Annotated in this window: 14 protein-coding genes and 2 tRNA genes; 7 read left to right on the top strand and 9 right to left on the bottom strand. The window is 67.4% G+C overall.

The window, feature by feature from the left end; all coding sequences use genetic code 11:
- Positions 1–10: 10 nt before the first annotated feature.
- Complete coding sequence (locus ACIQCM_RS05275; protein WP_400604477.1) at positions 11–1,726, bottom strand: glycoside hydrolase family 13 protein; 1,716 nt, start codon at positions 1,724–1,726, stop codon at positions 11–13.
- A gap of 95 nt (positions 1,727–1,821) precedes the next feature.
- Here ACIQCM_RS05275 and ACIQCM_RS05280 point away from each other — a divergent pair, with 95 nt between their 5' ends.
- Positions 1,822–3,015: an ROK family protein gene (locus tag ACIQCM_RS05280; protein WP_400604479.1), complete on the top strand. Its 1,194-nt coding sequence runs from the start codon at positions 1,822–1,824 to the stop codon at positions 3,013–3,015.
- 79 nt (positions 3,016–3,094) lie between these two features.
- Here ACIQCM_RS05280 and ACIQCM_RS05285 read toward each other — a convergent pair whose 3' ends face one another.
- Together ACIQCM_RS05285 and ACIQCM_RS05290 are read right to left on the bottom strand one after the other, a co-directional pair.
- Entirely contained in the window at positions 3,095–3,511 is a 417-nt protein-coding gene (locus tag ACIQCM_RS05285; RefSeq protein ID WP_400604480.1) for a DUF302 domain-containing protein, read from the bottom strand.
- A 34-nt stretch (positions 3,512–3,545) separates the two neighbouring features.
- The gene (locus tag ACIQCM_RS05290) at positions 3,546–3,803 is read right to left on the bottom strand and encodes a metal-sensitive transcriptional regulator (RefSeq protein ID WP_400604482.1); all 258 of its coding nucleotides are present in this window, start codon (positions 3,801–3,803) and stop codon (positions 3,546–3,548) included.
- A 122-nt stretch (positions 3,804–3,925) separates the two neighbouring features.
- On the opposite strand from ACIQCM_RS05290, the gene ACIQCM_RS05295 reads away from it, so the two are divergent.
- The 6 genes from ACIQCM_RS05295 (at position 3,926) to ACIQCM_RS05320 (ending at position 9,185) form a co-directional block, all read left to right on the top strand.
- Positions 3,926–4,537, top strand: a complete 612-nt coding sequence (locus ACIQCM_RS05295) for a rhodanese-like domain-containing protein (protein ID WP_400604483.1) — start codon at positions 3,926–3,928, stop codon at positions 4,535–4,537.
- Positions 4,537–5,436, top strand: coding sequence for a sulfite exporter TauE/SafE family protein (locus ACIQCM_RS05300; protein ID WP_400604485.1), 900 nt, complete (start codon positions 4,537–4,539; stop codon positions 5,434–5,436). The genes ACIQCM_RS05295 and ACIQCM_RS05300 overlap by 1 nt, the downstream gene beginning before the upstream one ends.
- A 107-nt stretch (positions 5,437–5,543) precedes the next feature.
- Entirely contained in the window at positions 5,544–5,840 is a 297-nt protein-coding gene (locus tag ACIQCM_RS05305; RefSeq protein ID WP_400605429.1) for a rhodanese-like domain-containing protein, read from the top strand.
- A gap of 56 nt (positions 5,841–5,896) precedes the next feature.
- Positions 5,897–6,259 carry a thioredoxin gene (trxA, locus tag ACIQCM_RS05310; RefSeq protein ID WP_400604487.1) on the top strand — a complete coding sequence of 121 codons (363 nt, stop codon included), beginning with the start codon at positions 5,897–5,899 and terminating at the stop codon, positions 6,257–6,259.
- Positions 6,260–6,393: 134 nt separating this feature from the next.
- Positions 6,394–7,794: a rhodanese-like domain-containing protein gene (locus tag ACIQCM_RS05315; RefSeq protein ID WP_400604489.1), complete on the top strand. Its 1,401-nt coding sequence runs from the start codon at positions 6,394–6,396 to the stop codon at positions 7,792–7,794.
- 122 nt (positions 7,795–7,916) lie between these two features.
- Positions 7,917–9,185, top strand: a complete 1,269-nt coding sequence (locus ACIQCM_RS05320; protein WP_400604491.1) for an MFS transporter — start codon at positions 7,917–7,919, stop codon at positions 9,183–9,185.
- A gap of 93 nt (positions 9,186–9,278) precedes the next feature.
- On the opposite strand, the gene ACIQCM_RS05325 is transcribed toward ACIQCM_RS05320, so the two are convergent.
- The 6 genes from ACIQCM_RS05325 to ACIQCM_RS05350 all read right to left on the bottom strand — a co-directional run bounded on the left by ACIQCM_RS05325 (position 9,279) and on the right by ACIQCM_RS05350 (position 15,233).
- Positions 9,279–9,352 (bottom strand) — tRNA-Met (locus ACIQCM_RS05325).
- A gap of 61 nt (positions 9,353–9,413) precedes the next feature.
- Positions 9,414–9,485, bottom strand: a tRNA-Thr gene (locus tag ACIQCM_RS05330).
- Positions 9,486–9,784: 299 nt separating this feature from the next.
- Positions 9,785–11,854 carry a DEAD/DEAH box helicase gene (locus tag ACIQCM_RS05335; RefSeq protein WP_400604493.1) on the bottom strand — a complete coding sequence of 690 codons (2,070 nt, stop codon included), beginning with the start codon at positions 11,852–11,854 and terminating at the stop codon, positions 9,785–9,787.
- A 407-nt stretch (positions 11,855–12,261) separates the two neighbouring features.
- Positions 12,262–12,915 carry an MOSC domain-containing protein gene (locus ACIQCM_RS05340; RefSeq protein WP_400604495.1) on the bottom strand — a complete coding sequence of 218 codons (654 nt, stop codon included), beginning with the start codon at positions 12,913–12,915 and terminating at the stop codon, positions 12,262–12,264.
- 40 nt (positions 12,916–12,955) lie between these two features.
- Positions 12,956–13,726, bottom strand: a complete 771-nt coding sequence (locus tag ACIQCM_RS05345) for an SDR family oxidoreductase (protein ID WP_400604497.1) — start codon at positions 13,724–13,726, stop codon at positions 12,956–12,958.
- Positions 13,727–13,886: 160 nt separating this feature from the next.
- On the bottom strand, positions 13,887–15,233 hold the full coding sequence (locus ACIQCM_RS05350) for an MFS transporter (protein WP_400604499.1): 1,347 nt from the start codon (positions 15,231–15,233) through the stop codon (positions 13,887–13,889).
- Between the last annotated feature and the right edge of the window lie 95 nt (positions 15,234–15,328).

The following is a 15,328-nucleotide window of genomic DNA, read 5'->3' on the forward strand; positions in this document are numbered from 1 at the left end:
GCCCCGGGCCTTAGCCGCGCAGCCAGGCCGTGGTGTTGGCAGGCAGGGTGCCGCCTTCCAGCGGGGCGCTGCTGATCAGGACGGTGCCGGCAGGAAGTTCGACGGCGGTGTCCCCGAAGTTGGTCACGGACTGCCAGCCGTTGGGGCGGCTGAAGTGCAGGACCTCCGGGCTGGCGGCTTCGTGCCAGGTGAGCTCCTCATCGGTCTGCAGTTCGCGGCGGAGCTTCAGGGCGGCCCGGTAGAGCTCCAGGGTGGAACCCTCCGTGCCGTCCTGTGCCTCCACCGCGTACTTGCTGAACCACTCCGGCTGCGGCAGGTGCGCGCCGCCGTCACCGAATCCAAAGGAGGGTCCTTCAACCTTCCACGGCAGCGGCACACGGCAGCCGTCCCGGCCCACTTCCACTCCCCGGTTGCGGAAGAAGGAGGGGTCCTGGCGTTCCGATTCGGGGATGTCAGCCACTTCCTGGAGGCCCAGTTCTTCACCCTGATAGAGGTAGGCAGAACCGGGAACGGCCAGCATCAGCAGCGTGGCTGCACGGGCACGGCGTTCCCCGAGTACTGCGTCCAGCTGGTCCGCGGGCCCGCCAGCCAGCAGCCAGTCCTTGCCGTCCTGGCCCTTGGTGCCGGCCTTCGCCTTGGAGACCTGGGGCAGCCCGTAGCGGGTGGCGTGCCGGACCACGTCGTGGTTGGAAAACACCCAGGTGGAGGAGGCTCCGGTGGCGGCGGCTTCGGCGAGGTTGCGGGTGATGATCTCCTTGTATTCGGCGGCGTCGAAATCGGCCTGCAGCAGGTCGAAGTTGAACGCCTGGCCCAGGCCCTCGGGGCTGGCGTACCGGGCGCGGCGGGAAGCATGCACCCAGGCCTCGGCCACCGCGGTGCGCGGAGGGTTGTACTCGTTGAAGACCTCGCGCCACTCGGTGTAGATCTCGTGGACCTCGTCACGGTCCCAGAACGGGTGGGAGCCGTCGTCGAAACCGTCCACGCCGGTGTTGGCGGCGCTCAGTTCCAGCTTGGACAGCAGCGGCTCGGTGAGGTCCTTGGTCAGCGCGTGCGCCACGTCAACCCGGAATCCGTCCACGCCCCGGTCCGACCAGAAGCGCAGGGTCTTGAGGAAGTCGTCGCGGATCTCGCGGTTGGCCCAGTTCAGGTCCGGCTGTTCCTTGGCGAAAATATGCATGTACCACTGGCCCGGAGTGCCGTCCGGCTCCGTAATGCGCTCCCAGGCCGGACCGCCGAACACAGAGTCCCAGTCCGACGGCGGGAACTCACCGTTGGGGCCCTTCCCGTCCCGGAAAATGTAGCGGTCGCGGGCCGGGGATCCCTTGGGGGACGCCAGCGCCTCCTTGAACCACTCGTGGCGGTCCGACGAGTGGTTGGGCACGATGTCCGCGATCAGCTTGATGCCGGCGGCGTGCAGGGCCTTGGCCATTTCGTCGAAGTCGGCCAGCGTCCCGAGCTTCGGGTCCACGTCCCGGTAGTCGTCCACGTCATAGCCGCCGTCGGCGAGCGCCGACGGGTAGAACGGGCTCAGCCACACGGCGTCGATCCCAAGGGATTTCAGGTATGGAACCTTTGCGGTGATGCCTTTGAGGTCGCCGATGCCGTCCCCGTTGGAGTCCGAGAAACTCCGCGGGTAGATCTGGTAGACGGAGGCCTGACGCCACCAGTTGGGGTCGGCCAGGCGGTCGGAATCGGACAGAGTTGCCAAGGTGGCAGTGGTGGACAAGGCTGATCCTTTTCGTGGGTGTGGTTATATTTATATTGATTCTATATTTAATACCTTCCACATTATCTGGCCCGGCCCGCAGAAAGGTCAACAGCATGCCCGACTGGATCCCGGCCACCCCCGGCCTGCTCCGCCGGGTCAGCGCGGGCGCGGTCCTGGAGTTCATGCGCGCCTCACATGCGGTGACCGTCACAGAGGTCATGGCCGCCACCGGATTGACCCGCGCCACGGGCATCGCCGTATGTGAAGACCTCATGGAGCGCGGCTGGATCCGGGAGCTGGAAAGCCACAAGGCGGCAGGGACCGCCCAGAAGGGCCGCCCGGCCCGGCGCTTCGAGCTGAACGAACGCGCCGGCGTCGTCCTTGGCCTGGACATCGGCTACGCGAAGGCTTCCGTGGAGGTCTCCGACCTGCGCGGCACCACCATTGGCCGGGCCAGCCGCCCGTTCGCTGCAGCCGGCGGTGCCGCCGGGCGCCTGGCCGTCATCGAGGACGTCGCGCTGGCCGCCCTCGGCGAGGCGGGCGCGGACCCGAAGGAAGTGTTGGCCGTCTGCGCCGGCGTGGCCGCGCCAGTGGACCGGCATGGAAACGTGCTGGCGACGCAGGAGTTCTGGGGCCTGTTCGACATTGGACTGAGGACGGCACTGCACGACCGGCACGGCTGGATCGTACTGCTGGAAAACGACGCGAACCTCGCGGCCCTCGGCGAACGCTGGCGCGGCACCGCGGCCGGCGTGGACGACGTCGTGGTGATCCTGGCCAGCGAGCGCCTGGGCTCGGGCGTGGTGGAGGGCGGCCGGCTGGTCCACGGCAGCCGCGGCAGCGCCGGCGAGCTGGCGTACCTGGAATTGGTGGAGGGCGTCGGCGACACCTTCGGCATCGCGCACCTGGCCCGGGCCTGGGCCGCAGAGGCACTTGCCGGGGACGTGGCCACAGCACTCCGGGACATCCCGGCCGGCAGCATGGCGGCGGAGGACGTGTTCGCCGCTGCCGCTGCGGGCGACGCCGTCGCAAGGAGCATCCGGGGCCGGCTGGCCGACAGGATGGCCCGGATCATCGGCACCGTGGCCACCATGCTGAATCCCGAACTGGTGGTTATCGGCGGCGGGGTGGCGCGCTCGGCGGGGCCAATGCTCCCGGACATCCGGAGCCGCCTCACGCAGTTCACCGCCACGCCACCGCGGGTGGAGGCCTCACCGCTGGGCGACGCCATTGTGGCCGCCGGCGCGGTACGGCGGGCCTTGGACTACGTGGAAGCCAACTCGCTGGACGTGGACCTGAACCGCTAACCAGCCCGTTCCGCAAATGGGCGGGACTGCACAGGACGCCAACGGGGCATCTGTTGGGCCGATGCCTAAACGGACATCCCTACCGGCCCGCTTCCCCAATTTCGGCAAGGGCCTTCCGGAGGCGGTCGCCGGCATCGTCGGCCACTTCTTTGACCGAGAGGGCATCGCTGAGCTGGACCATTGTCTGGGGGTCGATGGCCTCCACCGTGGTCACGTCCGCCTCCTTGCCGCGGCGCACCACGACGTTGCAGGGCAGGAGTGCGCCGATTTCCGGCTCGGCGGCGATGGCGCGACTGGCAAGGCCCGGGTTACAGGCGCCAAGAATCACGTAATCGCCGACGGCCTCCGCAGCCTCGGCACCAAGCTTGGCCTCGAAGGTGGAACGGACATTGATCTCGGTGAGGATTCCGAAGCCCTGGGCCGACAGGGCGTCCCGGGTGCGGTCCAAGGCTTCAGCCCATGGAAGGTTGACGGCGGTGGTCAGGGTGTACGTCATGGTTCTCCTTTGGGCTGCCCGGCACCAGGCCTGATTACGCGAGGGAAAGGAACAGTTTCTCCAGATCCTTCTTATCCATCGTTGCATCCTGCTGGACAATGCACTGCTCCAGACCCGTGGCGATGATGGCGAACCCTGCCCGGTCCAGCGCCTTCGACACCGCAGCGAGCTGGGTGACAACGTCCTTGCAGTCCCGGCCTTCTTCCAGCATCCGGGTTACAGCCGCCAGCTGGCCCTGGGCGCGCTTCAAACGGTTGATGACGGGGGTGAGTTCTGAGGAATTGAGTTCCACGGGGTTTCTCCAACTATCGGGGGCTTGCATCCACTTTATACCCCTGAGGGTGTTTTGACTACCCCCAGGGGTATCTGTAATACTCGGTGGGGTATCCAGCCATCCCCTACGAGAGGCCAGCAATGACTTCCCCTTCCACGACTTCAGCCGTTACCGCCCTTGCGCCCGAGACCCTGCGCGCCTGGATCGAACAGCACAAGGACCTTGTCGTCATTGATGTGCGCTCCGCCGCGGAGTTCGAATCCATGCACATCCGGGGCTCCTACAACGTGCCCCTTCCGCTGCTGGCCGAGCACACCGATGAACTCGCCGCCCGACTGGGCTCCCGCGTGGTCCTGGTGTGCCAGTCCGGCGTGCGCGCCGAGCAGGCCCGCCAGCGCCTGGCCAAGGCCGGGATCGACACCGCCTATGTCCTGGCCGGCGGGGCACCCGGGTTCGCCGCTGCGGGCGGCGACGTGGTCAAGGGCAAGGACCGCTGGGACCTTGAACGGCAGGTTCGCCTTGTGGCCGGTTCCCTGGTGGTGTTGGGCCTGGCCGGCGGAAGGTTTGTCTCCCCCAAGATCCGGACCCTTGCCGGATTGATCGGGACGGGCCTGACGTTCTCGGCGGCCACGAATACCTGCGCGATGGGCAAGGCCATCTCGGCCATGCCGTGGAACAAGGCCGCCAAGGAACCCACCCGCGAAAGCGCCATCCTCGCCCTCCCTGCTGCCAACACGGAAGCCGCGGCATAATGAGCGCCACCCTGCTGCTCGTTCTTGCGCTCTCGGTGGTCATCGGGCTCTCGCTCGGCGTCCTGGGCGGCGGCGGATCCATCCTGACCGTCCCGATCCTGGTCTACGTGGCCGGATTCGAGCCCAAGGAAGCCATCGCAGCCTCCCTGTTCGTGGTCGGCGTCACCTCCGCGGTCAGCGTACTCAGCCATGCCCGCGGCGGCAGGGTGATGTGGCGGACCGGCCTGATCTTCGGCGCGGCCGGCATGGCCGGCGCTTTCGTCGGCGGCCTCCTCGGCGGGCACATCCCCGGCCAGATCCTGCTTATCGCCTTCGCGGCGATGATGGTGGCCACCTCAGTGGCCATGCTCCGGGGCCGGAGGAAGAAGAACGACGACGGCGCCGCACCCGCCAGGCACGAACTGCCCCTTGGCAGGGTGCTGCTGGACGGGGCCGTCGTTGGACTGGTCACCGGCCTGGTCGGCGCCGGCGGCGGATTCCTCGTGCTCCCTGCATTGGCACTCCTGGGCGGCCTGCCGATGTCCGTTGCCGTGGGCACTTCGCTGGTGGTCATCGCCATGAAGTCCTTCGCAGGACTCGCCGGATACCTCACCACCGTGCAGCTCGACTGGGGCATCACCCTTGGCGTGACCGCAGCCGCCATCGCGGGCACACTGGCCGGGTCCAAACTGGCCGGCCGTATCCCGGAGGCCGCCCTGCGCAAGGCATTCGGCTGGTTCGTACTGGCCATGGGAACCTTCGTCCTCATCCAGCAGGCTCCGGCAGACCTTCAATGGTTCATTGCCGCCGGAGTCGCAGCCCTGGCGGCAGCCACCGCCGGCGTCTGCTGGCTCTTCATCAGCTCCTGCCCCCTGCGCAAACGGAGCAGGCGGCGCAGCAGCGTCCCCTCTCCCGCCTGAATCACCACCCGCAATAACCAAGGAGAACAATCGTGGGTTTCATCAGCTCCCTGAAGCAGGCCTTCAGTCCGCTAACCACAGCCCAGAACAATTCGAAGGAGAACCCAGTGGCTGAAATCACCGTCACCGAAACCGAACAACGGCGCTCCACCGCGCGCATCCTGGACGTCCGTGAGGACTTCGAGGTGGCCGAAGGAATGATCCCAGGCGCCCTGCACATCCCCATGGGCCAACTGCAGGCACGCCTGTCCGAACTGGATCCGGCAGTCCCGGTCATCGCGGTCTGCCGCAGCGGCAACCGTTCAGCCCGCGTCGCAGACGCCCTCAACGGCGCCGGCTTTTCGGCGGACACCATGGCAGGCGGAATGATCGCATGGACCCGCGCCGGCCTGCCCACCACCTGAGGCCGACACTTCGCCGCCTTCCACCCAAGACAACACCCGAAAGGACACGAAAGACCATGGCAACCATCGACGTCACGGAACAGAGCTTCGCTGAGACCCTGGAGAACAACGGCATCGTCTTCGTTGACTTCTGGGCAGCCTGGTGCGGCCCCTGCCGCATGTTCGCCCCCACTTACGGGAACGCAGCCGAACGCCACCCGGACATCACCTTCGCCAAGGTGGACACCGAAGCCCAGCAGGCCCTTGCCGCAGCAGCGAACATCACCTCCATCCCCACACTGATGGCCTTCAAGGACAAGACCCTCGTGTTCTCCCAACCCGGGGCCCTCAACGCCACCGGCCTGGAAGAAGTTATCCAGGCCGTCAAGAGCCTGGACATGGACAAGGTCCGCGCCGACACAGGCCGCCAGCGCGCCTGAGTCCCTCGGGCCTGCCAAAGCTGCGCGACAGGAAATCGCCTTAGGCAGCGCCCCCGTTGCGGGATACCCCCCGGGGTATCTATACTTGATGCAGAACAACAATCAATTCCCTTTCAACTAAAGGAGAGCACCACATGCTTATCGAGCGCATCTACGACGAAGACCTCGCCCAGGCCAGCTACCTGATCGGCTGCCAGGCCAACGGCACCGCCGTTGTTGTCGACGGCCGCCGCGACATCGCGGTCTACCAGGAGCTTGCCGCGAAGAACGGCATGGAGATCGTGGCCGTCACCGAGACCCACATCCACGCCGACTACCTCTCCGGCACCCGCGAACTCGCTGCAGCGACGGGCGCGAAGATCTACGTCTCCGGCGAGGGCGGTCCCGACTGGCAGTACGAATTCGACGGCGAACGCCTCTACGACGGCGACACGATCACCATCGGCAACATCAGCATCAAAGCCGTCCACACCCCCGGCCACACTCCCGAGCACCTGTCCTTCCTGGTCACTGACGGCGCGTTCAGCGACCAGCCCGGCTACCTGCTCTCCGGCGACTTCGTGTTCTCCGGTGACCTGGGACGACCGGACCTCCTGGACGAGGCAGCCGGCGGCGTTGATACCCGGTTCGAGGGCGCCAAACAGCTGTTCGCCAGCCTGCGGGACAAGTTCCTGACCCTGCCGGACTACGTCCAGGTCCACCCGGCCCACGGCGCCGGCAGCGCCTGCGGCAAGGCCCTTGGGGCAATCCCCTCCTCAACGGTGGGCTACGAGCGGCTTTACGCCTGGTGGGGCCCCTACATGGCGGCCAACGACGAGCAGGGCTTCATCGACGAGCTCCTCGACGGCCAGCCGGACGCCCACGCCTACTTCGGCAGGATGAAGCGCGAAAACCGTGAAGGCCCCGCAGTCATGGGTGAGCGGGCGCCCCTGCCCGAACTGGCGACCGGAACTGTCGCCGCAGGACTGGCCGAGGACACCATGACCTTCATCGACACCCGCTCCAACAGCGAGGTCCACGAAGGCACCGTAGTCCGCTCGCTGAACGTGCCGGCCGGCAAATCCGTGGCCAGCTACGGCGCCTGGGTCGTGAATCCCGAGACGGACAAGAACCCGCTGGTACTCCTGGCGAAGGACCAGGAACAGGCCATGGACATGTGGGACCACCTGGTCCGGGTCGGCATCGACAACGTCGCCGGCTACCTCACCAGCATCAACGGGCTCCCCACCTTCACGCCCAAGCTGATCCAGCCCGAGGAACTCAAGGGCTTCGACGCAGCCATGGTTGTGGATGTGCGCAACCGCAGCGAGCACATCGCCGGCAACATCCCCGGGTCGTACCAGCTCAGCGGTGGCCGGATCATGTGGCACCTGGACAAGCTCCCGGGCGAAGGGACCATCGTGACGTACTGCCAGTCCGGCGTCCGCAACTCCGTAGCGGCCAGCGCCCTGCGCCGGGCAGGATACGACGTGGTCGAGCTCGACGGCAGCTACGCCGCCTGGGAGGCCTGGCACAACAGCGTCCCTGCAGCCTAACCAGGCCCCACTACCCCTCCATCAGCCCGGGCAGGCCACTCCAGCCCGGGCTCCGGGCCGGGGCGCGTTCCTCCAACGCGCCCCGGCCACCCTTCTGCCACCCCGCCAGGACGGACAAAGCAATGCCGGGCAAAACACTATTCGACGCCTCCGGTTCAGCCGGCCCGGCGCTGGGTCTGCGCCAGAACCTGGCGCAGTTCATGCTGCTGGTGGCCGTCAATGCCCTGGTGGGCGGAACCCTGGGGCAGGAGCGCACGGTCCTGCCCCTGCTGGCCTCCCAGGAATTTCACCTGGACCTGTACACCGGCGCACTGACCTACATTCTGGCGTTCGGCCTCTCCAAGGCCGCGATGAACTACTTCGCCGGCACGCTTTCGGACAAATACGGCCGCAAACCGGTCCTCATCGCCGGCTGGCTGGCTGCTGTACCGGTCCCGCTCATGCTCATCTTCGGCCCGTCCTGGGCCTGGATCGTGGCGGCCAACATACTGTTGGGCATCAGCCAAGGCCTTACCTGGTCCACCGCCGTCATTATGAAAATGGACCTCGTGGGCCCGAGACAGCGCGGCCTGGCCATGGGGTTCAACGAGGCGGCGGGCTACCTGGGCGTGGCAGTCACAGCACTGGCCACCGGCTACCTGGCCACCTCCTTCGGACTCCGTCCGGCCCCTTTCCTGCTCGGAGCCGCCTACATCGCCCTGGGCCTGGGATTGACGGTTCTTGCCGTCAGGGAAACCCGACACCACGCCAAGGCCGAGGCCGCCCAGCATGCCGCTGTCCACAGCAGCGCCCACGCAGGACTCACCACTGGCCAGGTGTTCACCCTCACGAGCTTCAAAGACCGCTCCCTCTCCGCCGCAAGCCAGGCCGGCCTGGTGAACAACCTCAATGACGGGCTGGCCTGGGGCCTCTTCCCCGTCCTTTTCGCCAGCGCCGGGCTGAGCCTTGGCCAGGTCGGCATCCTGGCCGCCGCCTACCCCGCTGCCTGGGGCGCCGCCCAACTGGTCACTGGCGCCGCCTCGGACCGGTGGGGCCGCAAATGGTTCATCACGGCCGGCATGCTGGTCCAGGCCGCAGGCCTGGTCATCACCGCCTCAGCCCACAGCTTCGCGCCCTGGCTCGCCGCTGCCATCGTCCTGGGACTCGGCACGGCCATGGTTTACCCAACCCTGCTGGCCGCCATCGGGGACGTTGCCCACCCTGCCTGGCGGGCGCGGTCCGTGGGAGTCTATCGATTGTGGCGCGACGGCGGATTCGCCGTCGGTGCGCTTCTGTCCGGCATCCTCGCCGACCTCTATGGCATTCCCACCGCCACCGCCGCCGTCGCCGCGCTCACCGCAGCCTCCGGCGTCGTCGTAGCCGTCCGCATGCGCGGCGACGACCACGCGTAGGGCCCAAACGGCAACGGAAACGCTCTGCACGTGGGACCTGCCCATCCAACGGAAAAGCCCCCGGAATCTCTGAGATTCCGGGGGCTTTATATGTAGCGGTGGGGAGGCTCGATCTCCCGACCTCACGATTATGAGTCGTGCGCTCTAACCAACTGAGCTACACCGCCACGAATGAGAAAAACCTGTGTCAAGCCGGTCAAAACCGCCTTGACACAGGCCCTCATTCAGAGCCCCCCACCGGAATCGATCCGGTGACCTCGTTCTTACCAAGAACGCGCTCTACCACTGAGCTAGGGGGGCAACGAGTAAATACTCTACCGGAAGATTTTCCCACCAACAAATCGGCGGTCCGGACAGTTCCGGGGCCGTGCGGCGTGCGTACCCGGAGTGTCCCGGAGCCCCGTTCTTCCGCGGAATTCCGGGGATCCACGGACCACTATGTCCCTGGCGTCCGACGTCGGAAAAGCACCGCCGGGGCTGCCCCGCCACCGCGGCCGGGAACGAATGTGGCAAGACCCACATCATGGACATTAAATGCCGATGGGCCGACTCGAAAGCCGGCCCATCGCCGTTGTCAATCAGTAACCTTCGCGGAAGGCCTACCACTTGCCCTTGCGGTTGAAGTCGCGGTGGCCGCTGTCATTGCCGCGGGGCTTGCGGGAGCCGTCACCGTGCCCGCCGAAGCGGGAGTCGCCGGAACGCTCGCTGTACGAACGTCCACCGCGGTCGGCAGAGGACCGCTCGCCGTCGTTCTTGCGGAACTCGCGCTTGAAGCCGCCGCTGCCCTTGAAGTTGCCGCCACGGTCGCCGCCACGGCTGCCCTGGTAGCTGGGGCGGTCGCCGGAGGGACGGCGGCCGTTGTCCAGCTCGAGGTGGATCAGCTCGCCGCCGATCCGGGTGCGGGACAGGGCGCGCAGCTGCTCGGCGCTCAGGTCCGCGGGCAGCTCCACCAGGGAGTGGTCCGAACGGATGTCGATGCCGCCGATCTGCGAGGACGAGATGCCGCCCTCGTTGGCGATGGCGCCCACGATGGAGCCGGGCATGACGCGCTGGCGGCGGCCCACGGCGATCCGGTAGGTGGCGTTGCCCTCGGTGAGCTGGCGGGTCGGGCCCCGGGAGCCGAAGCCGTCCTTGGACCGTTCGCGCTTCTGGAACTCGGGAGCTGCCGGCAGTTCCTTGACCAGGAGCGGCTGGCCGCCCTGGGCCATCACAGCAAGGGCCGCAGCGATTTCGGCTGCCGGCACCTTGTGCTCTTCCTCGTAGGAGGCGATCAGGTCACGGAACATGGAGACGTCCTCGGAGGCGAGGGTCTCGGTGATGCGCTCGGCGAACTTGCCCAGGCGCAGCGTGTTCACGGTCTCGGCGGTGGGCAGGTGCATCTGCTCAACCGGCTGGCGGGTGGCCTTCTCGATGGCGCGCAGCAGGTACTTCTCACGCGGCGTCATGAAGAGGATCGCATCACCGTTGCGGCCGGCGCGGCCCGTGCGGCCGATGCGGTGCACGTAGGACTCAGTGTCGTGCGGGATGTCGTAGTTGACCACGTGGCTGATGCGTTCCACGTCCAGGCCGCGGGCGGCGACGTCGGTGGCCACCAGAATGTCGATGCGGCCTTCCTTCAGCGCGTCAACCGTGCGTTCACGCTGCTGCTGCGGGATGTCGCCGTTGATGGCGGCAGCCTGGAAACCGCGGGACTTCAGCTTGTCAGCCAGGTCCTCGGTGGCCATCTTGGTGCGCACGAAGGCGATGACGCCGTCGAACTCTTCCACCTCGAGGATGCGGGTCAGCGCGTCCAGCTTGTGCGGACCCATGACCTGCAGGTAGCGCTGGCGGATGTTGGTGCCCGTGGAGGTCTTGGTCTTGACCGAGATCTCTGCGGGATCGTTCAGGTACTGCTTGGACATGCGGCGGATCTGGCTGGGCATGGTTGCCGAGAACAGCGCCACCTGGCGGTCCGATGGGGTCTGCTGGAAGATCTGCTCCACGTCTTCGGCGAAGCCCATCCGCAGCATTTCGTCGGCCTCGTCCAGCACCAGGTACTGGAGTTCGGACAGGTCCAGGGAACCCTTGGAGATGTGGTCGATCACGCGGCCGGGGGTACCGACGACGACCTGGGCACCGCGGCGCAGGCCGGCCAGCTGGGGGCCGTAGGCGGACCCGCCGTAGACGGGGAGGACGGTGAAGTCGTCGATGTGCTTGGCGTAGGAGGTGAAGGCCTCTGCAACCTGGAGCGCCAGCTCACGGGTCGGGGCGAGGACCAGGGCCTGCGTCTTGCGGGACGGGCCGTTGAGGTCGTGCAGTTCGGCCAGGCGGGACAGTGCCGGCACTGCGAATGCTGCAGTCTTGCCGGTACCGGTCTGCGCCAGGCCCACGACGTCGCGGCCTTCGAGCAGCAGCGGGATGGTGGCTGCCTGGATGGGGGACGGCTTTTCGTAGCCGACATCCTGCAGCGCGGCGAGGACGCGGCCGTCAATGCCGAGGTCGGCGAACTTGACGGTGTTGTCCTCGGCGTCCGCCTCGGGGCGGGCGGCCGGAGTTTCAGCGGCCGTCGTTTCAGCGGCCGGTGTTTCGGCAGCGGGAGCTGCGGGGGCTTCGGCGGCGACCGCGGAAGCTGCTGCGGCGTCGTTCACGGTGGTGTCGGCGTCGTAATTTTCGTTCTGATTTTCGGGCATAGGGAAAGATTCCTCATCCATAGGGGGCCAGGCGGCACTACCCGAGGTGAGCGGAGCCGCAGTACGTGTGCCGTGGGTGCCGGGCAAACATTGACCGGCCGGTCACAGAAGTCCGGCGCTTTCGCAATCCCGTGGCAGGACTTCGCGCTGCATCTCTTGGCTGCTATCCCAGCAGTCTGTACAGCGTTTTCTTTAGCCGGCTCTCCCTATGAAAATGCCCGCATCGCTTGCGCGGGCCCCAACACTTGCCAGTCCTGCCTCAAAAATTGGGCAGGAATAAGGGATTTCCGGAGTGGGGGATGTTTCAAGTGTAGGACACCGGTGCGCCCTTCCGGAAATTCAGCGGACGACGGCGGCGGTGAGCTTGCGCACATGGCCGGCCGGGCGACGGCGGGCTTCGCCGGGTGTCACCTGCCGAAGCGGCGGAGAACGGCGTCAAACTTGGCGTGGTACTCGGCCTGGAGGCGGATCTCGCCGTCGGCCTCGGCATCGCGCAGGGCGTCGACAAGATCCGGTGTGGGCTCGCTGAACCACTGCCCCACGGTGATGCCGTGGCGGGGAACGAAGGTGCGGTGGATGTGGTCTCCGGCCTGGATGGCGCCGGTGTGGACGACCCGCAGGTAGGTGCCCACGCGGCCTTCTTCGGTGAAGCGCTTGACCCACTGCGGCTGGTCCATGCGCCGCTGGAACGTGGCGCATGGGACGCGCGGTGAGGTAACTTCCAGCTCGACGTCCAGCCCGATCTTCCAGCGCTCCCCGATCACCGCGCCGGTGGCGTCGATGCCGCCCACGCGAAGGTTCTCGCCGAAGATGCCCGGCGGCAGTTCACGGCCCAGCTCCTGCGCCCAGAAGTCGGCGTCCGCCTGGGAGTAGGCGTACACCGCCTGGTCCTCACCGCCGTGGTTGAACCTGTCCGCCTGGATGTCGCCGCGCAGCCCCAGTCTATGGACTTTGACCTGTCCGTCCGCGGGTCGCTTGTCAATAGCCGTGACCCCTACCCCGCCGGCGTCTTCGAGGAGCTGGTGGACGCGGCACACGGCAAGGACGGAGGCGGTTTCCATGGCACCAGTGTAGGGGTCGGGCCCGCAGCACCGGTCCTGCTCAGGCCGAGAACCCGCCATCGGCCTTGATCAGCTGTCCGGACACCCAGCGGCCCGCCGGCGAAAGTAGGAAGGCCACCGTGGACGCAACATCCGCGGGCGTGCCCAGGCGTCCCGTCGGCTGGCGTTCGGTGAGGGCCTTCCGCAGCTCCTCGTCCATCCAGCCCGTGTCAACCGGCCCAGGGTTCAGCACGTTGGCCGAGATCCCCCGCGGCCCCAGCTCACGCGCAGCGGCAATGACGATCCGGTCCAGCGCCCCCTTTGAGGCGCCGTAGGGGAGGTTGAACGCTGTGTGGTCACTGGTCAGCGCAACGATGGCGCCGCCGTCGTCCGTTGCCTGCCGCGCGAACGCTGCGATCAGCTGCCAGCTGGCGCGGGTATTGACAGCGAAGTGGCGCTCGAACGATTCGAGTGTGGTGTCCAGGATGCCCGAATCGACCGATTCCGCGTGGCTGAGCACCAGGCCCCGCAGCGGACCGGCCAGCTCTACCGCGTCCGCCACCAGCTTCTCCGCCGCGGCGGGATCCGCCAGGTCCGCGGGCAACAGGTGGACGCGGGCGCCGATGACTTCCAGCTCGGCAATCAGGCGTACGACGTCGTCCGGCTGGCTTCCCCACGGCATGCGGGCATCGTAGGGGTGCCAGTACGCCAGGGCCAGGTCCCAGCCGTCCGCGGCCAGGTGCCGGGCAATTCCGGCGCCGATGCCGGCCAGCCGCCCAGCCCCCGTAACGAGCGCAACCGGACGGGCAGGTACTTCGACGGGAGGTTCCATGGCACCAGCGTAACGGCGCGGCCGGCGGCAGTCCGCGAGACGGGCCCACGCCCGCAGGGCTCCCTGGCAGAGCTTGCGAGGCGAGGGAGCGGCTGGGGAGCAGTCCGCAGCAACGTTTCCCGCCGGGACTGCTGCGAAATGCCATCTCGATGGCGGGCGCTTACGCCGTAGTGGCCGGGAGGGATTCCCGGGGCTTGCTGTCCTTGCGGATGGTGGCACTGACCACGGCGGCCACGGTGCACATCGCCGCGGCACCCAGCCAGGCATAGGTGTAGTGCCCGGTGGAGTCCCGGATGGCGCCTGCCGCCAGGGCAGCTGCCGCGGCCCCCAGCTGGTGCGCGGCGAACACCCAGCCGAACACCACACTGCCGTCCGCGCCGAAGGTCTCCCGGCAGATCGCGGCCGTGGGCGGCACGGTGGCCACCCAGTCCAGGCCATAAATCACCACGAACACGACCATGCTGGGCCGGACCTCCGCGCTGAGCAGCATTGGCAGCACCAGCAGGCCGATCCCGCGGAACTGGTAGTAAACCGCCAGCAGGATGCGCGGGTTGAAGCGGTCGGTCAGCCAGCCGGACGCGATGGTTCCCAGGATGTCGAAAATTCCGACGACGGCCAGCAGTCCCGCCGCGGTGGTTTCGGGCATCCCGTGGTCATGGGCACTCGGGATGAAGTGGGTGCCGATCAGCCCGTTGGTGGTGGCGCCGCAGATCGCGAACCCGGCCGCCAGCGCCCAGAACGTCCGCACCCGGCTTGCCCGGCGCAGCACCTGAAGGGCACGGACCGCCGCGTTGCCGCTGTCCCCGGGGTGCCGCGCCGGAGGGACTGGAGCGGCACCGGACGGGTCCGCCCCGTAAGGCAGCACACCTGCGTCCTGCGGGGAGTTCTTCAGGAACTTCAACACCAGCGGAACCACTGCCAGGGCGCCCGCAGCGATCAGCAGGGAAGCCTGCCGCCAGCCCGGGTCCTGGGCAAGCATGGCGATAAACGGCAGGAAGACCAGCTGCCCGGCCGCACTGCCCGCGGTGAGCATGCCAATTACCAGCCCCCTGCTCTTCACGAACCACGTATTGGCGATGGTCGCGGCGAACACCAGCGCCATGGACCCCGTCCCCAGGCCGATCAGCAGGCCCCACGTCAGCAGGATCTGCCAGGACTGGTTCACCAGGACAGCGAGCGCGCTGCCCATGCCGATCAGCACCAGCGCAGTGGCGGTAACCGCCCTGATTCCGAAGCGCTCCATCAACGCCGCGGCAAACGGGGCGGTGAGGCCGAACAGCACCAGGTTGATGCTCACTGCGGCGGACAGCACCGTGGTGGACCAGCCGAACTCCTCCCGCAGTGGAACCATGAGCACGCCGGGGGCAGCACGGAAGCCGGCAGCACCCACCAGGGCAAGGAACGCCACCGCCGCCACCACCCAGGCCGGGTGGAGGCGGCGGCGCGGACCGGGCTGCGGAGACACCTGGTTGCCGGCCTGTTCCGTTGCACCAGGCATTGTGCTCATGCGGCTGCTATCTTTCGTCGTTCCGCGAGATGGCACTTCGCGGCAGTGTTGGGGGTCAACATTGCCGTTAAATGCCATCTCGCGGGGCGGGAGGG

The organism is Pseudarthrobacter sp. NPDC092439, from assembly GCF_044754945.1.
In the GTDB taxonomy this organism is placed as follows: domain Bacteria; phylum Actinomycetota; class Actinomycetes; order Actinomycetales; family Micrococcaceae; genus Arthrobacter.